This window comes from Streptomyces sp. NPDC051940 (assembly GCF_040680895.1).
Classification (GTDB): domain Bacteria; phylum Actinomycetota; class Actinomycetes; order Streptomycetales; family Streptomycetaceae; genus Streptomyces.
Map to the genome: position 1 here is coordinate 1 of NZ_JBFAXR010000150.1, position 19,289 is coordinate 19,289.

A 19,289-nucleotide genomic window follows, 5' to 3' on the forward strand; every position below is an offset into this window, starting at 1 on the left:
GATCCGGCGGGGGCACGGGCGCGGTCGGCCGGTCACTTCAGCCCGAAGGCCCTGATCACCTCCTGGGTCACGCTCAGCCCGCCCGGCCCCTCGGCGGACGTCTTCAGCGAGACCGTGCCGCCCGCGCGGGCCGGGACGTCCAGCGCGGCCGTCCACCGGCCCGCGCCGTCCTGCTGGAGGGTGACGGGCTGCCAGGTGGCGCCCTCGTCGTACGACACCTGGAGCGCCGCCGACGTCGCCGTGGCACCGCCGGTGTACGCGGCGGCGGACAGGCCCAGCGTCGTCCGGCGCCCGGCCGGGACGTCGCCGTTCAGGTCGACCGGCACGTCGTAGGCCACGTCCAGCAGCGGGATCTCCTGGGACGGGGTGCCCGGCTTCGGGGCCGCGGAGCGGAAGCCCCACTCCGTGTGGGTGGCCGTGGTGAGGTCCCACTTCCCGGTGTCCCGGCGCGTGTTCAGGATCAGGCTGTACGACCGCTCCTCGGCCGTCAGGCCGGTGGACCAGCCCCCGGCGCCCCCGAAGCCCGTGATCCGCACGCCGTCCCTGCGGAGTTCGGTGTCGCCCAGGGTGGCCGGCGAGAAGGCGATGTGCCCGGCGCCGCTGCCGGACCAGGCGGGGATGTTCCACGCGATCCCGTTGCTGGTGCGGCTGGGGCGCCAGGAACCCTCGCCGGACCGGGGTCCGTTGACCGGTTCGAACCAGTCCCCGGCGTACTTGCGGCCGGCCTCGTAGGTCCGAGCGGGGGCGCGCTCCAGCAGGTTGTCGACGCCCGCGCCGCTCAGCCCGAAGCGGTGCTCCTCCGTCCACCGGCCGTCCTTCGCGGGCGGCGCGGTGACGTAGTCGGTGCGGGTGGCCGGGTAGCGCTCCGCCTGGTTGGCGCCGACGCTGCCGGCCCAGGACGGCACGAAGACGCGGCGGCCGATGCCCGCCGGGGTCAGGCCCGACGCCCACGGGGAGTGGAAGCGGGTGTCGATCCGGGCGAGTTCGTCGTGGCCGGGCGCGTAGGCCATCGGGTGGCCGGGGAACGCGCCGTGCTGCTGCTGCACCAGGTCGTACTGGTACGCCGGGTCGCGCCGTTCGGTGAGGTTGAGGGTGCCGTCGCCGGACTTCGCCTCCGCGACCAGCCGGGCCCCGTCCAGCGTGTGCACGCCCGCCAGGGTGAGCCCGTGGGCGTCGGTGTACGTCTCGTACAGGCGCCCGGGGGCGTCGTTGACGGTGATCAGCGCGGCGGCGCCCGCCTCGGCGGCCGCCTTCGCCCGCGCGTCGGGGGCGACGTCCGGGTCGCGGTCGACCACGACGGCCTTGCCCGCGGCGTCGAGTCCGGCGTAGTCGGCCGGGGTGCCGCTGCCCGCGTACACCGTCTTCAGCAGCCGCTTGCCCTCGTGCGTGGCGCTGCCGGTCTGCCGGGTGAGCGGGGTGTCGTGGCCGCTGCCGGTGACGGCGTCGAGGAGCCGCTGGCGCAGCCTGGTGTGGACCATCAGGTCCTGGCTGCCGCCCTCGGCGGCGTCGGCGACGGGCTGGACGTACAGGGAGTCGTACGCCGGGTCCACGACGAACGCCGAGGCTGCGCTGCCGCCGCCCGCGAGGGTGCGTCGGTACTGCACGACGGTCGACACGTTCTCCGTCTCGAACGGGGTGGTGGCGGTGACCGCCTGCGAGCCGGAGGCGTCCAGGTCCGCGACCGCGTCGCCCTTCGCGAGATCGATCTCGGGAGCGCTGAGCAGCGCGGTGCCGAGCCGGTCGCCGCTGTCCCCCGTCACGTCCACGAAGCCCCACGTGGTGTAGGTGCGCGGGGGCAGCCGGAACGTGGTGGAGCCGTAGACCTCGGCCAGGCCGGGGACGGGGTTGCCGGGGTAGGTGATGGCGACCACGCCGGCGGCGGGTCTGCCGTCGCGGCCGGTCAGCTTGACGGTGTAGTCGTAGAGTTCGGGCTCCTTGACCAGTGCGAAGGCGGTGTGCGCCACCAGCGCGCCGGTGGCCGCGTCCTTCGCCGTCACCTGGCCGGAGAAGATGCGCTGCACCGGCACCGTCGCCGGGTCCAGGCGCAGCGTCACGGCGGCGGTGCCGCCCGCGGGGACGGTGAGCGTCGAGGCGGACAGGGTGTACGCCGGGTCGGCGGTGTCCGTCGCCAGGTTCAGGGTGACGTCGGCGCCGCCGGTGTTGCGGTAGGTGACGGTGCGCTCGGCCGGCGCGGCGTCCTGGTGCGGCCAGCGGAACACGGCGGTCGGCACGGAGCCGGTGGCCTCGATGGTGCCGTCCACCGCGGCGGCCACGTCGACGCGGCCGTTCCCCTGCTGCAGGGGGGTGTAGGCGAGCTTCTTCGAGGTGGTCATGAGCGCGTTCTTGATCCGCGCCGCGTCCCAGTCGGGGTGCCGCTGGCGCAGGATCGCCGCGGCACCCGCGACGTGCGGGGTGGCCATCGACGTACCGCTCATCGACTGGTACATCGACGCGCCCGCCGCCGGATGCGCGGCGGCGGCGCTGATGGCCACGCCGGGTGCGGACACGTCGGGCTTCAGGGCGTAGGTGCGCGGCAGCGGGCCCTGGCTGGAGAACTCGGCGCGGGCGTCGGCCTTGCTGACGGCGCCGACGGTCAGCGCGGAGGCGGCGGCGCCGGGCGAGCCGATCGTGCCGGTGGCGTAGTTGTTGCCCGCGGCGACGACGAACAGCGGGCCGCCGTTCGCGGAGAGTTCCTCCACAGCCCGGGAGACGGGGTCGCTCCCGTCGGAGCCGCCGCTGGTGCCGATGCTCATCGACACGACGTCCACGCCCTGGTCCCGGGCCCACTCCATGCCGGCGATGACCCCGGACTCGGTGCCGCCGCCGTCGTTGGCGAGCACCTTGCCGACGTACAGCTTCGCGCCGGGCGCGACACCCTTCTTCGTCCCGCCGGAGGCGGCGCCGGAGCCGGCGATGGTGGAGGCCACGTGGGTGCCGTGGCCGTGGCCGTCGTCGGGGCTCTCGCCGGGGACGAAGCTCCGCTCGGCGGCGACGGCGTCCGTCAGGTCCGGGTGGGTGGCGTCGATGCCGGTGTCCAGGACGGCGACCTTCGTGCCGGTGCCGTCGTAACCCTTCGCCCAGGCGGCGGGGGCGCCGATCTGGGGTACGGACTGGGCGAGGTCGGCCTTCAGCTTCGTGTCGAGCCAGATTTTGGCTATGCCGCTGCCGGCGGTGAAGTCGCGGGGACGCGCGCCGGGCGCCACGTCCTTCCAGAAGGCGCGGGCCTGTCCGGCCTTCATGGCGGTGGCGTTGATGCTCGGCAGCCGGCGGACCTTGGCGGCGCCCTTCGGCGCGGCGGGCGGCTTCGCCGAACGGCCGTGCGGGGCGGTCGCGATGACGGGGACGCCGCCGGAGTGGGCGTCGTCGTAGCCCATGGCGGCGAGGCCGGTGACGTTGAACAGTTCGTAGTCGAGTTTCCCGGCGGCGAGCAGGCCCATCGCGGAGACGGGCAGGACGTAGGTGTTCTCCCCGTACGTCTGCACCTGCACGCCGCCCCGGGAGCCGGGGGCGGGGTCGACGGTGACGTCGTCCTTGGCGCCGGGGAGGTCGGTGTAGTGGACGACGTCGCCGGTGATCAGGGTGATGTCGTACGACGGTTCCTCCGCCGGGGCCTGCTCGGCGGCGGGCGCGGGATCGGCCGCGACGGCCGGCGGCGGGCTGAGGAGGCCGCCGCCCAGGGTGAGGGCGAGGGCGGCGCTCGCGGCGGCGGCCGGCAGGGCCGCGCGTCTTGATCGAATGGTCATGCTCATGGTCTAACCGCGCGACCCCGCGGCGCACACCGCGAGCAGGTGGCGAGGGTACGACGTGTCGTACAACCGCCAACCGGGCGGGCGAGTTGTTCACCGGACCGCTACCGAAAGCCCTTACCCGTATGGGATAGTCCCCGGCGTCCTGACAGATCTCCGACAAGGGGTGCCGTCCGTGCTGCGACGCGTCATTCGACTGATCGCCTGTCTGGTGAGTCTCCTCCTCCCCACCGCCGTCCTCGTCCCCGCGTCCCACGCGGCGGAGTCCGATCCCGTGAACCTCCGTGTCCTCAGCTACAACATCCACCATGGCGCCGGACCCGACGACGTCCTCGACCTGCGGCACGTGATGAAGGTCGTCGCCGGCTCGCGGGCCGACGTCGTCGCCCTGCAGGAGGTCGACAACCACTGGAGCGCGCGCAGCGCCTTCGCCGACCAGACGCGGTGGCTCGCCAAGGAGCTCGGCATGCACGCCGTGTACGGGGCGAACCTCGACCTCGACCCGCTCGAACCCGGTCAGGAGCGGCGGCAGTACGGGACCGCGATCCTGTCCCGCTACCCGATCCAGGAGTGGAGCAACACCCTGCTGCCCAGGTTCGGCACCCACGAACAGCGCGGGCTGCTCGTCGCCGACCTCTCCGTGGAGGGCGTGCCCGTGCGCGTCGCCAACACCCATCTGCAGCACGACGACGCCCTCGAACGGCAGGCGCAGGCGGCGCGGATCGTGGAGCTGCTGGGCAGCGGTCCCGAGCGCACCTTCCTCACCGGCGACCTCAACGCCACGCCGGACGCGCCCGAGATCGGCACCCTGACGGACGTGTTCGCCGACACCTGGGCGGTCGCCGGGGCGGGTGACGGCTACACGTACCCCGTCGAGGCGCCGCACGCCCGCATCGACTACGTCCTGGCCTCGCCCGACGCCGCCGTGCGGGACGTCCGCGTGCTCGCGGCGGACGCGTCCGACCATCTGCCGTACCTGGCCGAGGTGTCCGTGCGCCGCTGAGGACGCGGCCGGGTCACCTGCCTCATGTGCCCGGGACACCGGGTCACGCAAGGTTGACGCCGAGGGCGCGTGTCCTCCCCGCACCCTCGGCGTTCACCAGGCATGGGATCACAGATGAGACTCCTCGGCGCGGCCTCCGTCGCCGCCCTCGCCCTCGCCGCACTGTCGGCGTCGCCCGCACCCGCCGCACAGCCGACGGACCCCGCGCCCTCGTGCACCGCCGCGTCCTGCCCCTCCGCCGGCGGGGCGGGATACCACCGCGTGGACGCGTACCAGACCCGGGGCGAGTGCTGTCGCGCGGGCCGCCAGGGCGTCGACAGCGGCACCTGGTCCGCGTACTACTGCATCGAGCGGGACAGCTTCGTCACCGGCGAGCTCCCCGGCTCGTCCGCCGGCCAGAACCCGGACCCGGAGGACGCCACCGCCCCGTACCTCACGCCCTTCCGCGTCGTCCAGTTGTACGCGAAGGGCTGACCCGTCCATGCCCCCGAGGGCCTGTCGTCGAACTCCCGACGTCCGCGCGGAGCGCGGGCGCTGCGGCGTTCGGTGCGTCCTCTCGGCGTGCGGCGTCGCAGGTCATGTGGCGGAGCCACCTGTCCTGTGGCGCCGTGCGGCGAGGGTGCGTGCCGGGCGTCGCGGCGCAGCCGGGAGTTCGACGACAGGCCCGGGGACCGGCCGGAGCATCAGAACCGCGAGCACCGCGGCCCTGCTGCTCCTGGTCGGCCTCCTGCTGTGGGGTGCCGTCCTGGTGTACGTCGACGACGCCTGGCTGCGCGCCAACTACCCCGCCGCTCGGGTCGTCACGGTCACCTCGCGCTTCGCCGTCGGCGTGCCGGTCGTGGTCCTCGGGGTCCTGCTCCTCGCCCGTCCCGGCCGGGCGCTGCGGCGGCTGGGCGGTGTGCTCGTCGCGGCCGGGGTGTGCTGGTTCCTGCCCACCGTCGTCGGGGACCTGCTCGCGGCGGGCCGCCCGACGTCCGTCGACGCGCTGGCCGCCGTCACCGCCTCGGTGGCGGGGTTCGCCAGCCGTGCCCCGACGCTGCTGCTGCTCCCGCTGTGGCTGGCGGCGGCGCCCCGCACCGCCGCCGGACGCCGGGCCCGTACCCTCCTCACGGCTCTGACCTGCGCCTACTTCCTCGGCTACGGGGTGCTGTGGGCGCTGGTCTACCCCGAAGTCCAGGGCGTGCCCAACCCCCTGCTCGGCACGCCGCCGAGCCGCTGGGCGGTGGCGCACTCCGGCGCGTACGAATCCGTCGAGCAGCACGTGACGGTGGCCGTCGCCGCCGCCGGAACGGCCGCCCTGCTCCTCACCGCCGTACGGGTGCCCGGCCGCGAACGACGGGTGCGGCTGCTGCTCGCCGTCCTCCATCCCCTGTGCGTCCTGCTGCTGCTGACCGAGGTCTGGGGCCCCGGCCTGCGGACGGTCACCGCGCTGCTGACCGGCACCGTGCTGTGGGTCGCGGCCGTCGGCGCGGGTGTCGCGGGGACGGGGACCTGGCGGCTGGACCTCTCCGCCCGGCACCGCGTGGCGCAGGCGTGCGTGTTCATGGTGCTGGCGGCGGTCGTCACCGCGTGCGCCGCCACGACATGGCTGCTGCTCCCCGCCGTTCGCGGCACGGCGCTGCTCGCCGCCGTCGGCGCGCTGGGGCTGGGCCTGCTGCTGCCGCAGGCCGCGCGGCGCGGCACCCGCTGGGTGGAGAGCCTCTTCTACGGGCCGCGCGCCCGCCCGCACGACGCCGTACGGGCCCTCGCCGCCCGGATCCAGCAGGCCCCGCACCCGCGTGAACTGCCCGCGCAGATCTGCCGCAGCGCGGTCGAGGACATCGGCGTGCCCGGCGCGTCCGTCAGCGTCGACACCCGCTCCGGACCGCGGCTGCTCGCCGCGGCCGGACTGCCGCCCGGGGACGCGCCCGCGCAGACCTTCCCGCTGCGCTACCAGGGCCAGGTCGTGGGGCGGCTCGACGTCGTCCGCGACGGCTCGGGCACCCCGCCCGAACGGGACAGCGACCTCCTCGGGCTCCTCGCCGGCCAGGCCGGTCCGGCGCTCGCCACCCTCCGGCTCACCGAGGAGGCCCAGGCGGCGCGTGAGCGGCTCGCCCTCACCCGCGAGGAGGAACGACGGCGGCTGCGCCGCGAGATCCACGACGGGCTCGGGCCGCTGCTCGCGTCGGTGCGGCTGCGCATCGACACCGCGCAGGCCGGCTGCGCCGGGGAGTGCGCGGGCGGCGGGCAGCTGCGGGCGGCCGTCGACGGGCTGGGCGAGGCCCTGGTGGAGGTACGGCGGATCACCGCGGGGCTCGCCCCCGCCGCCCTGGTGGAGCGCGGGCTGGCCGACGCCGTGGGGGACCTGGCGCGCCGCCTCGGCCATCCGGGGCTGCTCGTCACGGTCACCGCCGACGCGTTGCCCGCCGTCACCCCGGGCGTCGAGACGGCCGCGTACCGGATCGCCGCCGAGGCGCTCACCAACGCCGTACGGCACTCGGGCGCCCGCCACATCCACATCACGCTCACGGCCGACGAGGACAGCGTCACCGTGACGGTCACGGACGACGGCGGCCCGGCGGCCCCGCCGACCGCGTCGGGCACCGGCCTCGCCTCGATGACGGAACGCGCCGAGGAGATCGGCGGCGCCTGCTCGGTCACGACCACCGCGGCGGGCACGGTCGTGCACGCCCGCCTGCCCCAGGGCCCGCCCTCCGCCCCGGTGGGCGACCAGCCGCCCACCATCCCGCAACCCCTGTAAGGACGCACTCCGTTGACCGAGCCAGCCGCCTGCCGGGTCCTCCTCGTCGAGGACCACCCCATCTTCCTCGAGGGCCTGATGGCCGCCATCGGTGCCGACCACGGCTTCAGCGTCGTCGCCGCGGCCGGCACCGCCGACGAGGCCGTCGCCGCGACCCGCACCCACGCACCCGATCTCGTCGTGATGGACCTGGGCCTGCCCGGCCGCTCGGGCATCGAGGCGATCCGCGAGGTGCTCGCCGCCCACCCGGAGGTGCACGTCCTCGTGATGACGATGTCCGAGGACGACGACAGCCTGCTCGCCGCGATGCGCGCCGGAGCGCGCGGCTATCTGCTGAAGGGCGCGAGCCGCGACGAGATCCTGCGGGCCCTGCACACCGTCGCCGGGGGCGGCGCGGTCTTCAGCCCGCAGCTCGCCGGGCGGATCGGCGTGCTGTTCGCCTCGGTCCGCGGGACGACCGCGGCGGCCGCCTTCCCCACGCTGACCGCCCGCGAGCGCGAGGTGCTGGACCTGCTGGCGTCGGGGCTCGGCTACGGGCAGATCGCGCGGTCGCTGTTCCTCGCGGAGAAGACGGTGCGCAACCACGTCGGCTCGGTCTTCGCCAAGCTCCGGGTCCACGACCGCGCCGAGGCCGTCGTCCGGGCCAGGGACGCGGGCCTGGGCACCGTCCCGCGGCCCGCGGGGCAGGCGGACGTTCAGCTGCCTCCGGCCGCCACCTGACCGGGCGTCCGCTGCGGCCGGGTGCTGGCCGGTCCGGCGAGGCCGAGGCGGATCAGGAACTGCTCCAGGGCGAAGGCCGCCATCCCGAGGGACACCGGGTTGCCGAGGACCGGCGACGCCTCGACCGCGAGGCCGGGGCGGGAGCCCGGCAGTACGTGCCGGGGCAGTTCGGCCCGGACCGCGGGCAGCAGCCAGGACGCCAGCGCCCGCGTGGTCCAGCCCGTCAGGGTCAGGCGCGGGATGTCCAGCAGGTTGACCAGGTCCCCGAGCGCCGCCGCCAGGTAGTGCGCCGTGCGCTCCACCAGGGCCGTCAGGGCCTCGTCCCCCGCCGTCAGGCCCTCGGCCACGGCCTGGACGAAGTCGCGCTGTCCCGCCGTGCGCAGCGCGGGGTGGCCCGGGGCGAGCTCGGCGAGGGTCGTCTCCAGACCGTGGACGCCGAGGTACGCCTCGACGCAGCCGCGCCGCCCGCACCGGCACTCGCGCCCGTCGAGCTGGAGCAGGGTGTGCCCCCACTCGCCGGCGTTGTTGGCCTTGCCGCGGATCAGCGTGCCGTCCAGGGCGATGCCCGCGCCGACGCCGGTGCCGAGGTTGACGACCGCCATGGAGTCGACCGTGCGCCCTATGCCGAACCACATCTCGGCCAGGGCGACGGCCTTCAGCGGATTGTCGACGTACACGGAGATGCCGAGGCCGGCCTCCAGCAGCTCCTCGATCCGCACGTCGTGCCAGTCCCAGTTCGGGGCGAAGACCGAGACCCCGGCGTCGGGGTGGACGTGTCCCGGCAGGCTGATGCCGACGCCGAGGATCGTCTCGCGGCCGGCGCCGCTCGCCGCGACCGAGGCGCCGACCGCGCGGACGATGCCGGCCACGACGTAGTCCTGGTCGTTCTCGTGCTCGTCGAGGGCGACCTCGGCGTGCCCGAGGACGCCGAGCGCGACGTCGTACACCGTGGCGTCGACGTAGGTCTCGGCCACGTCGACGCCGACGATGCGGCCGCGGCCGGGGTTGATGGTGAGCCGCTCGTACGGACGGCCCACACCGGTGCGCTCCACGGTGGCGATCTGCAGGATCTCCTCGGTCAGGAACTCCGTGACCAGGGTCGCGACCGTGGCGGCGCTGAGCCCGGTGTGCCGGGTCAGCTCCTGGCGGGTGGACGGCCCGCGCTCGAAGAGTGCGTGCAGAACCTCGAAGCGGTTCTCGTTACGAAGATCACGGGCCGTGCGGCGCGCCACCATCTCCCCCTCAGTGTTGCAAGGTCTCGAGCCACAGCGTACGGAGTTGCGGCACCTCCTTCCCCGCCAGGGCTCTGACCAGCAGGGTCAGCCCGGACCAGCCCGCCGGGACCCAGAGGGAGTCCGGGTCGCCGCCGGAGAAGGCGGGGCGCTCCCCGCACCAGACCCGGCCGACGCACTCGCCCGCCGCCCAGCCCGTCACGCGGATCTGCGTGCCGTCCGGGCGGAGCAGGACGCCGCCGTGCCCGGGCGGCAGGTCGACGTCGAGCCATGCCTCCTCGCCGGGCCGCAGGGTGAGCGGCAGCTCCGCCGGCGACCCGGGATGCGGGGTCGCGGCGAATCCGGTCAGCAGCTCGTCGTCCTGGACCTCGCAGGTCCACCCCGTCACCGGTTCGAGGGCGAGCAGCTCGGCGTACACCGGGTCGCCGCTGGGGTGGTGCGGCAGGGTGACCGCGACCGTGCGGGTGCCGGGCGGCAGCAGGACCCAGGGGTTCTCGGCGTGGACGGTGTTCGGTTCCCCGCCGTCCACCGCGATCCGTACCGGGGCTGTCAGTCCGCGCAGGTGCAGCGCGGTCGTGCCGTCGGAGGGCGGGAGCTCGCGTGCGTAGGTGAGCGGGAGGCCGACGCGGGTGCTGCTCCAGCCGCCGAGCACCCGCAGGGGCGCGGGTTCGCCTGCCCACTGCCCCCGGACCTGCCACAGAGCCGACACGTCGGTGGCGCCGCGGACCTTCCACAGGGCGCCGAGGCCGCGCAACGCGCCCAGGCGCAGGGCCGGCAGGCGGGCGTCGTCGAAGTTGGCGTGGCCCCAGATCTCCACGACGGCCTCGACGGGGACGGGACCCGTCGAGGCCGCCTCGCGGACGTCGAACCGGTGCGCCGCGCCGAACCCGGCGGCCGGCGGGTGGGTACGGCCCGCGACCGTCAGCTCGGCGATGTCGGCCGCGCCGGTGAGGAGCAGTTCGTCGACGCCGGTCAGATCGACGGTGGTGCGGTACGTGCCGCGGCCCCGGTACGCGCCCAGCGCCTCCAGCGGCGGGGGCGACCCGTGGTCTCCGGCCGGTGTGGCGGGCGGGGCGGCCGTCCGCCGCCGCACCGACCGTACGGCGGTCCGCTCGGCGGCCGGCGGCACGGTGTCTCCCGGCGCCACGGCGACGAGCATCAGCTCCCCCACGGCCACCCACTGCGAGCCGCCGGGTTCCGGGGCCGGGATCTCCGCCCGTACCCCGTCCACGACCACGGTGACGGGCACCGAGGACGAGAACACGAGCCGCCCGTCCGCCACCTCCACGAGATCCGCGGACGCGAGGTTCAGCGTCACGTCGTGCCCCCAGGGCCGCAGCGGCAGGTCCACCGCCATCAGCGGGCAGCTGTCCGCCGCGACCGCCACGCACTCCCCGTTCACCACGGCCTCCCCCGGCCGCGTCCCCAGATGGGGTACGGCGAGCAGGTGGCCGCCGCCGTCCAGCCGCAGCGCCGAAGGAGCCGCGCTGGTGGGGAAGTCGCACGTGACCGGCACCGGGGTGGGAACGGTCCGCGCGGTGGCGAGGCGGGGACCCAGCGTGTCGAGGACCCGGGCGAGGACCTGCGCCTCGGCGTACTCGGGACGCTCGGCGCCCGTGGAGGACACATAGCCGCCGAAGTCGTAGCCGTGGCTCATGAGGTTGCCCGGGTCGCCCCAGTTCCCGGCGGACGGCGTGTAGCCGAAGTTCCAGCCGGAGGACTGCAGGTACGGCGCGATGAGGGACGCCCCGCTCGCGAGGAGCCGGCGCAGGGTGCGGTGGCGCCGGTTGGTCTCGGTGATGAGCAGCGGCAGCCCGCGTGCGGCCAGCAGGTCCGCGTAGTGACGCACCTCCTGTTCGATGGACGGGGAGTCGTCGTCGGGGTAGAAGTTGCAGGCGGGGACGAGGTCCGGGACGTCGCCGGCGGCGCCGAAGACGTCGCCCTGCCCGGCGCAGGCGATGAGCGGCACGGTGATGCCGTGCCCTACGGCCATGTCGCGCAGGGCCGTCAGATAGCCGGGGCGGTCGGCGCAGTCGAAGAAGTCCAGCTCGTTCTCCAGCTGCACCATGACCACCGGCCCGCCGCGTGGATGCTGGCGCTCGGCGAGGAGCGGCAGGACCTGGTCGAACCACTCGCCGACCGCGTCCAGGAAGCGCGGCTCGTTCTGCCGGATGCCCAGCTCCGGGTCCAGCCCGAGCCACGCCGGGAGCGCGCCGCCGTCCCATTCGGAGCAGATGTACGGGCCCGGCCGCGCGATGACGTACAGGCCCTCCTCGGCCGCGAGGTCCAGGAAGGCGGCGACGTCGCGCCGGCCCTCGAAGGACCAGCGGCCCGGCGCGAGTTCGTGGAAGTTCCACGGCAGGTAGACGTCGACGCAGGTGTAGCCGGAGGCCCGGACCTGCGCCAGCCGGGTCCGCCACTGCTCGCGCGGGAGGCGGAAGTAGAACAGCGAGGCGCACAGGAGCGTGCGCGGGCTCCCGTCGATCCGGATGCCCCGGGCGTCGAGCTCGATCCGGCCCCGTGGGCCGCCGGGTCCGCTCCCGTCCTGTGCCGCCGTCGCCGTGTGGTGGTGCTGGTGACTCACTTGACCCCCGCGCTTCCGCCGCTGATGTCCATTTCGTACAGGTATCTCTGGCCCAGGTAGTAGACGATGATCATCGGTACGGCGAGCAGGACGGACCCGACCATCACCAGGTTCCACGGCGGCAGCTGGCCGGCCGTCGAGGTGCTGGTGATGTACTGCACGCCGAGGGAGAGGGGCATCTTGGACTCGTCGTTCAGATAGATCAGCGGCCCCATGAAGTCGCCCCAGGTGTGGGTGAGGGTGAAGATGCCGATCGCGATCAGCACCGGCCAGATCATCGGCAGCATGATCCGCCGGTAGATGCCGAAGAACCCGAGCCCGTCGACCATGGCCGCCTCGTCGAGCTGGCTGGGCAGCCGGGACACGAACTGCCGGACCAGGAAGACGTTGAAGGCGTTGGAGAAGAAGTTCGGCACGATCAGCGGCAGATACGTGTTCACCCAGCCCAGATCCCGGAAGAGGATGAACTGCGGGATCATGGTGATCTGCGTCGGGATCATCATGGTCGCGATCACCACGAGGAACAGCGTGTTCTTCCCGGGCGCCCGCAGCCGCGCGAAGGCGTAGCCGACGAGGCCGCTGGAGAGCATCTGCCCGACGACCGACCCGAGCGAGATGATCGCCGAGTTGACCAGGAAGCGACCCATCGGCAGCTCGGTGCTGAAGACCCGGCTGAAGTTCTCCCACTCGAACTCGCGCGGGAAGAGCGTGAACGTGTTGGTGTTCACGGTCGCGTCGCTGGACAGCGCGATCGAACCGACGAACACCAGCGGCATGGTGAGCACCGCCGCCACGATCATGAGCGTCGCGTACGTCCCCGGGGTGGCCCGGAACGCCCGCACCGCACCCGGTCCCCGCCGCCCCCGCACCCGCCGCGGCACACGGCCCTCACGCGCGGACCGCGGCGCGGCCTCGGGGCTGGTGGTCAGGAGGCCGGCCATCACTTCACCTCTGTCTCGTAGAACACCCAGCGCCGGGCGGTGCGGAAGGCGATGAGCGTGAACGCCAGCAGCACCAGGAACAGCAGCCAGGAGATGGCCGAGGCGTAGCCCATGTGGTAGTTGGCGAACGCCTCGTCGAAGAGGTACGGCACCATCGTCTCGGCCGCGTTGTAGGCGGCGGGGGTCTTGGCCTTGGGCACGAGGATGTACACCTGGGCGAAGACCTGGAACGCGGCGATCAGACCCATCACCAGGTTGAAGAAGATGATCGGGGTCAGGTGCGGCAGCGTGACGCTGAAGAACTGCCGTACCGCGCCCGCGCCGTCGACCTCGGCCGCCTCGTACAGCTCCCGGGGGATGCCCTTCATGGCGGCCAGCAGCAGCACCGTGGCGCCGCCCGCGCCCCACACCGACATCACGATCAGCGCGGGGGTCGCCCAGGTGCCGTCGACGAGCCAGGACGGGCCGCTGACGCCGATCAGGCCCAGGGCGTCGTTGAGCGGTCCGGACGGCGCCAGCACCATCTTGAAGATCATCGCCGTGGCGACCAGCGGCACCAGCGTCGGCAGATAGATCAGCGTGCGCAGCAGTTTGCGGGCGCGGACCTGCTTGTTGAGCAGGTTCGCCAGCCACAGGCCGATCACCAGGCCCAGCGGTACGGAGACGGCCGCGTAGTAGCAGGTGTGCCACAGGGCGTTCCAGAACCGCGGGTCGTCGGTGAGCAGTCTGGTGTAGTTGTCCAGCCCCACCCAGGTGGGCGGGGTGAACGAGTCCCAGTCCGTCATCGAGTAGTAGACCGACGCGATCATCGGCCCGAACATGAAGACGAGGAACCCGATCACCCAGGGCGAGACGAACAGATAGAACCACAGCGCCTCACGGCGCCGTCGCCTCGACATCGCCATCGCCCGTCATCCCGCGGACTTGATGAGGGAGGTCAGGCTCTCCTGCACCGCGCTCAGCGCCTTCTGGGCGCTGCGCTCCTTGCCGATCCAGAAGTCGGCGAGCCCCGTCTCGATCGCCGACTGCATCTCGTTCCACTCGGGGATGAACGGCGCGCGGAAGACGAACTCGCTGGACTCGGCGAAGACGCCCATGTCGACGTCGCCCTTCATCCAGGACGGCTTGGTGAAGGCCTCGCTCTGCTGCACCTCGAGGTTGGCCGGCACGTCCTGGCCGGCGGCGATGATCTCCTGCTGGGCCTCGGTGGAGGTGAGGAACTCGATGGCCTTGAAGGCGTTGTCGCGCTGCTTGGAGGTACGGGAGATCGCCAGGCCGTTGCCGAACGCGGAGACGGCCTGCTGCTTGCCGCGCCACAGCGGGGCGATGTCCCACTGGAAGGTGGTCGTGGTCAGGCCCGCGATGGCCCAGAAGCCGGTGGCGTTGACGGCGACCTTCTGGTTGGCGAACGCCTGGTCGCCGCCGACGTCAGCGCCCATGTCGGCGTACTCCTCCTTGGTGGGCACGACCTTGTGCTTGAAGATCAGGTCGCCGGCCCACTGCAGCGCCTCGACGGCCTCGGGGCTGTCGACGGTCGGGCGGCCGTTCTCGTCGATGATGGCGCCGCCGTTCTGGTACACGAAGCTCCACCACTGCGGCCACCAGCCGGCGCCGCCGTAGCCCCACTGCTTGCCCGGGACGGTCAGCTCCTTGAACGCCGAGAGGGCGTCGTCCCAGGTCCAGTCCGCGGTGGGGGCGCCGATGCCCTTGGCGTCGAACAGCTCCTTGTTGTAGTACACGATCATCGCGCCGGAGCGGTCGGGGATCGCGTACAGCTGGTCCTCGTAGGAGTAGATCGAGCCGACGGCGCCGAAGCGCTGCTGGACGTCGAGGCCCGCCTTCTTGGCCATGTCGTCCAGCGGGAGCAGTTGGCTCTTGCTGGCGTAGGTGTTGACGCTCTCGGCGACCTCCATGATGTCGGGGCCGCTGCCGCCGGCGATCATCGTCTGCACCTTCTGCGGGTACGAGTCGCTCGGGATGAGCTGGAGCTTGACCTTGAGGTCGGGGTACTTCTTCACCAGCAGGTCGATGCGCTTCTGGTACGTCTTGCGGTCGGGGTCGCCGCCCCAGACGGTCATCACCAGCGGGCCGTTGCCCGAGCCGCCGCTGCTGGAGCCGCACGCGGTGAGCGTGATGACGCCGGCGGCGCCGGCGGCGAGGCCGAGGAAACCGCGGCGGGAGTACTGCGCCCTGTCGACAGCCATGACTGAAGCCCTTCGTGGACTGAGGGTGCGAACGCATGCGGGAGGCGTGCGGACGCGTGGGGACATGCGAAGGCACGGGGTGTGCGAACGCATGGGAGGGTGCTCGACCGTCGGGCCCGAGGGTTCGAATGGCGGTTAACCTAACCCTCATTTAAATTGCTCGACAAGCCCTCGTAACCCACGGGTTTTACTGGCGCCGACCTCTTGACGCGCCCGTGCCGCGCTGCGACTTTGTATCGATACAACGCACCCCTCACGCAGGAGCCGCCCCATGCCCCGCGCCACCGCGGTCATCAATCTCGACCTTCCGGGACCGGTGATCAGCCGCCATCTGTACGGTCACTTCGCCGAGCACCTGGGCCGCTGTGTGTACGGCGGGTTCTGGGTCGGCGAGGACTCCGCCATCCCCAACGAGGGCGGTATCCGGCTCGACGTCGTCGAGGCCCTGCGCGCCCTGGACATCCCCAATCTGCGCTGGCCGGGCGGCTGTTTCGCCGACGAGTACCACTGGCGGGACGGCGTCGGCCCGCGCGCGGAGCGGCCCCGGATGGTCAACACCCACTGGGGCGGCGTCGAGGAGAACAACCACTTCGGCACGCACGAGTTCATGGCCCTGTGCGAACTGCTGGGCGCCGAGCCGTACATCAACGGCAACGTCGGCAGCGGCACCGTGCGGGAGATGAGCGAATGGGTCGAGTACCTGACCCGCGACGGCGACAGCCCCATGGTGCGGGCGCGCAAGGACAACGGCCGCGAGGAGCCGTGGCCGGTCAGGTTCTGGGGCATCGGCAACGAGACCTGGGGCTGCGGCGGCAACATGCGCGCCGAGTACTCCGCCGATCTGGCCCGGCAGTTCGCGACGTACTGCCGGGACTACGGCGAGAACAAGCTGTACCGGATCGCCTCGGGCGCCAACGAGGACGACTACCAGTGGACCGAGACGCTGATGCGGCAGATCAGCTGCTTCGGCTGCGAGGCCACCCCGCGCACCTTCTTCCAGGGGATCTCCGTCCACCGCTACACGCTGTCCGGCCCGTGGGAGGCGAAGGGCAGCGCGACGGAGTTCACCACGGACGACTACTACCGGACGCTGGCCTCCGCCCGGCGGACCGACCGGATCCTCACCGGCCACTCCACGGTGATGGACCTCTACGATCCGGGGCGCCGGGTCGGGCTGGTGCTCGACGAGTGGGGCACCTGGTGGGACGTGGAGCCGGGCACGAACCCGGGCTTCCTGTTCCAGCAGAACACCCTGCGCGACGCGCTCGTGGCGAGCCTGCACTTCGACATCTTCCACCGGCACGCGGCGCGGCTGGTCATGGCGAACATCGCGCAGACGGTGAACGTCCTGCAGGCCATGGTCCTCACCGACGGCGACGCGCTGGTGCTGACGCCGACGTACCACGTCTTCGAGATGAACAAGGGCCACCAGGACGCCGATGCGCTGACCGTCCATCTGCGCGCCGAGGACGCCGTCCGGCAGGCCGGCGACGCGGAGCTGGAGACGCTGTCCGCGTCGGCGAGCGTCAAGGACGGGACCGTGCTGATCTCGCTGTCGAACCTGGACGCGGACGAGCCGGCAGAGGTGACGCTCGACCTGCGCGGCGGCGCGCTCGGCGCGGCCGAGGCGCGGCTGCTCACGGCGGACCGGCCGCAGGCGCACAACACGCCGCAGGCACCGGCGGCCGTGGCCCCGCGTCCCTTCGACGGGGTGAAGGCCACGGACGGGGGGCTCACGCTGACGCTGCCGCCGCACTCGTTCGCCACGGTGCGGGCTCCCCTCGTATGACGGCGCGCCCGCTGCCCTCCGGTACGACGCCGCGCCCCCTTCCCGAGCGCGGGCTGCGCCCGCCGATGGGCTGGAACAGCTGGGACTGCTACGGCACCACGGTCACCGAGGAGGAGGTCCTCGCCAACGCCCGCTTCCTGCACGACCACATGCGGGCGTACGGCTGGGACATCGTCGTCGTGGACATCCAGTGGTACGAGCCCACGGCCCGCGCCCACGGCTACAACCCGGACGCCCCGCTGGTCCTGGACGCCCACGGCCGGCAGCTGCCCGCGCCGGGCCGCTTCCCCTCGGCGGCCGGCGGGGCGGGGTTCGCCCCGCTGGCGGCGCGGGTGCACGCGATGGGGCTGCGGTTCGGGCTGCACGTCATGCGGGGCGTGCCGCGCCGCGCGGTCCGGGCGCGGCTGCCGGTCGCGGGCACGGAGTTCACCGCCGACCAGATCGCGGACACGGCGTCCGTGTGCCCGTGGAACACCGACAACTACGGCCTGGACCACGACCACCCGGGCGCCCAGGCGTACTACGACTCCCAGGTGGCCCAGTTCGCCGCCTGGGGCGTGGACTTCGTGAAGGCCGACGACATGCTCTTCCCGTACCACGAGCGGGAGATCGCGGCGTACGCCCGGGCGATCGCCCGCAGCGGCCGTCCGATCGAGCTCAGCCTCTCCCCCGGCACGGACGTCTCGCTCGCCCGGCGGGAGCATCTGCGCGAGCACGCCGTGATGTGGCGGGTCTGCGACGACCTGTGGGACCGGTGGGAGGACGTCGAGGCGCAGTTCGCGCGGATGGCGCGCTGGGCGCCCGGCCAGGGGGAGGGCGGCTGGGCGGACGCGGACATGCTGCCGCTGGGACGGATCGGCATCCGGGCGGAGCGGGGCGAGGACCGGATCAGCGCGCTGACCCGGCCGGAGCAGATCAGCCTGCTCACCCTGTGGCTGATCGCCCGCTCGCCGCTGATGATGGGCGGGGACCTGCCCGGCACGCCCCAGGAGACGATCGACCTGCTCACGAACGACGAGGCGCTGGCCGTGCTGTGGTTCGGCCGCGACGGCCGGGAGGTGCTGAGGGAGCGGGACCTGGTCCTGTGGACCGCCCGGGACGTGGCCGGGGACGCCCGGTACGCCGCCGTCTTCTCCCTGGCCGGCGCGCCGCGGCGGGTCAGCGTCCCCCTCGGGTCCGTCGGCGCCCGGCCCGGCGACCGCATACGGGAGCTGTGGACGCGTACCGACGTCGCCCACGACGGCACCGTGCTGACCGCCGACCTGCCGGCGCACGGCGCGGCCCTCTACGGTCTGTCCGTATGACGACGATCCAGGACGTGGCGAAGGCGGCCGGGGTGTCGGCGATGACGGTGTCCAACGTCATCAACGAGCACCCCAACGTCCGCCCCGCCACCCGGGAGAAGGTCCTCGCGGCGATGGCCCGGCTCGACTACCGGGTCAACGTCGCCGCACGCAACCTCCGCAAGGGCCGCACCGGGACGATCGGGCTGGCCGTGCCCGAGGTCGACCGGCCGTACTTCGGGCTGCTCGCCGCGGGCATCATCGAGGCCGCCGGCCGGCACGGGCTGCGGGTCGGCATCGAGCAGACCGGGGCGCGGCGGGAGGACGAGCTGGCGGCGCTGACCATGTCGCGCAACCGGCTCTACGACGGGCTCATCATCAGCGCGGTCGGCCTGGGCGCCCGCGACGCCCAGGCGCTGAAGGTCGACCATCCGGTCGTCGTCCTCGGTGAGCGGATCTTCGGCGGTCCCGTCGACCACGTCGCCATGCCCAACGTCGAGGCGTCCGAGGCCGCCACCCGCCACCTCGTCGAGCGGGGCTGCCGCCGTATCGCCCTGTTCCGGGGCGCGCTCGGGGAGGACGTGGACGTCTCCAGCCTGCGCCGCGCCGGCTATCTGCGGGCCCTGGAGGCCGCCGGGCTGGCCGCGGACCCGGCGCTGGACCAGTGTCTGGACGCCTTCACCATGGAGGCCGGCGCCCGCCGCGCCCGTGAGCTGGCGGCGGCCGGCGCGGACTTCGACGGTGTCTTCTGCGTGACGGACACCATCGCCATGGGCGTGCTGCGCGGGTTCGCGGACGCGGGGGTGCGGGTGCCGGGGCAGGTGAAGGTGATGGGCTTCGACGACGTCCCGGAGTCGGCGTACCTCGTACCGTCCCTGTCCACCGTCGCCCCGGACCACGCGGCGATCGCGGAGCGGGCGGTGGCCCTGCTGGCCCGCCGCATGGCGCGCCCGGAGCCCGCGCCGGAACCGGAGGAGTTCGTGGCCGGGTTCACGGTGGTGCCCCGTCGGCGACCGCCTGCTCCGCTCCCGCCTCGATGGGCCGGCC

At 73.3% G+C, this 19,289-nt stretch carries 13 protein-coding genes; 7 read left to right on the forward strand and 6 right to left on the reverse strand.

What is annotated here, in order from left to right; translation table 11 throughout:
• Nucleotides 1-32 precede the first annotated feature (32 nt).
• On the reverse strand, nt 33-3,743 hold the full coding sequence (locus AB0M28_RS35225; protein ID WP_365413976.1) for a S8 family serine peptidase: 3,711 nt from the start codon (nt 3,741-3,743) through the stop codon (nt 33-35).
• Nucleotides 3,744-3,921: 178 nt separating this feature from the next.
• On the opposite strand from AB0M28_RS35225, the gene AB0M28_RS35230 reads away from it, so the two are divergent.
• From AB0M28_RS35230 to AB0M28_RS35245, 4 genes are all read left to right on the forward strand, one after another.
• Nucleotides 3,922-4,749, forward strand: coding sequence for an endonuclease/exonuclease/phosphatase family protein (locus tag AB0M28_RS35230; RefSeq protein WP_365413978.1), 828 nt, complete (start codon nt 3,922-3,924; stop codon nt 4,747-4,749).
• Nucleotides 4,750-4,863: 114 nt separating this feature from the next.
• A complete protein-coding gene (locus AB0M28_RS35235) occupies nt 4,864-5,223 on the forward strand; it encodes a hypothetical protein (RefSeq protein WP_365413980.1) in 360 nt (119 codons plus the stop codon).
• 274 nt (nt 5,224-5,497) lie between these two features.
• Nucleotides 5,498-7,489, forward strand: a complete 1,992-nt coding sequence (locus AB0M28_RS35240; RefSeq protein ID WP_365413982.1) for an ATP-binding protein — start codon at nt 5,498-5,500, stop codon at nt 7,487-7,489.
• 12 nt (nt 7,490-7,501) lie between these two features.
• Nucleotides 7,502-8,209 carry a response regulator transcription factor gene (locus AB0M28_RS35245; protein ID WP_365413984.1) on the forward strand — a complete coding sequence of 236 codons (708 nt, stop codon included), beginning with the start codon at nt 7,502-7,504 and terminating at the stop codon, nt 8,207-8,209.
• Here the strand turns inward: AB0M28_RS35245 and AB0M28_RS35250 are convergent.
• The 5 genes from AB0M28_RS35250 to AB0M28_RS35270 are packed head-to-tail and all read right to left on the reverse strand — an operon-like array spanning nt 8,185 to nt 15,170.
• Complete coding sequence (locus AB0M28_RS35250; RefSeq protein WP_365413986.1) at nt 8,185-9,444, reverse strand: ROK family protein; 1,260 nt, start codon at nt 9,442-9,444, stop codon at nt 8,185-8,187. The two genes, AB0M28_RS35245 and AB0M28_RS35250, sit on opposite strands and share 25 nt — an antisense overlap.
• 7 nt (nt 9,445-9,451) lie before the next feature.
• A complete protein-coding gene (locus AB0M28_RS35255; protein ID WP_365413988.1) occupies nt 9,452-12,025 on the reverse strand; it encodes a beta-galactosidase in 2,574 nt (857 codons plus the stop codon).
• Nucleotides 12,022-12,966 (reverse strand): carbohydrate ABC transporter permease, encoded by a 945-nt coding sequence (locus tag AB0M28_RS35260; protein WP_365413990.1) that lies wholly within the window; start codon nt 12,964-12,966, stop codon nt 12,022-12,024. The genes AB0M28_RS35255 and AB0M28_RS35260 overlap by 4 nt, the downstream gene beginning before the upstream one ends.
• A complete protein-coding gene (locus AB0M28_RS35265; protein WP_365413992.1) occupies nt 12,966-13,871 on the reverse strand; it encodes a sugar ABC transporter permease in 906 nt (301 codons plus the stop codon). The genes AB0M28_RS35260 and AB0M28_RS35265 overlap by 1 nt, the downstream gene beginning before the upstream one ends.
• Before the next feature lie 6 nt (nt 13,872-13,877).
• A complete protein-coding gene (locus AB0M28_RS35270) occupies nt 13,878-15,170 on the reverse strand; it encodes a sugar ABC transporter substrate-binding protein (protein WP_365413994.1) in 1,293 nt (430 codons plus the stop codon).
• Between the two features lie 271 nt (nt 15,171-15,441).
• Between AB0M28_RS35270 and AB0M28_RS35275 the strand changes: the two genes are divergently transcribed.
• The 3 genes from AB0M28_RS35275 to AB0M28_RS35285 form a co-directional block, all read left to right on the forward strand.
• Entirely contained in the window at nt 15,442-16,959 is a 1,518-nt protein-coding gene (locus tag AB0M28_RS35275; RefSeq protein WP_365413996.1) for an alpha-L-arabinofuranosidase C-terminal domain-containing protein, read from the forward strand.
• Nucleotides 16,956-18,263 (forward strand): glycoside hydrolase family 27 protein, encoded by a 1,308-nt coding sequence (locus AB0M28_RS35280; protein WP_365413998.1) that lies wholly within the window; start codon nt 16,956-16,958, stop codon nt 18,261-18,263. The genes AB0M28_RS35275 and AB0M28_RS35280 overlap by 4 nt, the downstream gene beginning before the upstream one ends.
• Nucleotides 18,260-19,289 (forward strand): LacI family DNA-binding transcriptional regulator (locus tag AB0M28_RS35285; protein ID WP_365414000.1); only part of this gene is annotated, 1,030 nt, incomplete at its 3' end. The genes AB0M28_RS35280 and AB0M28_RS35285, both read left to right, overlap by 4 nt.

What these genes read in the sequence shown, in the direction of transcription:
- AB0M28_RS35225 (WP_365413976.1), bottom strand. Translation starts at nt 3,743, where the DNA reads ATGACCATTCGATCAAGACGCGCGGCCCTGCCGGCCGCCGCCGCGAGC.
- AB0M28_RS35235 (WP_365413980.1), top strand. Translation starts at nt 4,864, where the DNA reads ATGAGACTCCTCGGCGCGGCCTCCGTCGCCGCCCTCGCCCTCGCCGCA.
- AB0M28_RS35250 (WP_365413986.1), bottom strand. Translation starts at nt 9,444, where the DNA reads ATGGTGGCGCGCCGCACGGCCCGTGATCTTCGTAACGAGAACCGCTTC.
- AB0M28_RS35260 (WP_365413990.1), bottom strand. Translation starts at nt 12,966, where the DNA reads ATGGCCGGCCTCCTGACCACCAGCCCCGAGGCCGCGCCGCGGTCCGCG.
- AB0M28_RS35265 (WP_365413992.1), bottom strand. Translation starts at nt 13,871, where the DNA reads ATGGCGATGTCGAGGCGACGGCGCCGTGAGGCGCTGTGGTTCTATCTG.
- AB0M28_RS35270 (WP_365413994.1), bottom strand. Translation starts at nt 15,170, where the DNA reads ATGGCTGTCGACAGGGCGCAGTACTCCCGCCGCGGTTTCCTCGGCCTC.
- AB0M28_RS35275 (WP_365413996.1), top strand. Translation starts at nt 15,442, where the DNA reads ATGCCCCGCGCCACCGCGGTCATCAATCTCGACCTTCCGGGACCGGTG.
- AB0M28_RS35280 (WP_365413998.1), top strand. Translation starts at nt 16,956, where the DNA reads ATGACGGCGCGCCCGCTGCCCTCCGGTACGACGCCGCGCCCCCTTCCC.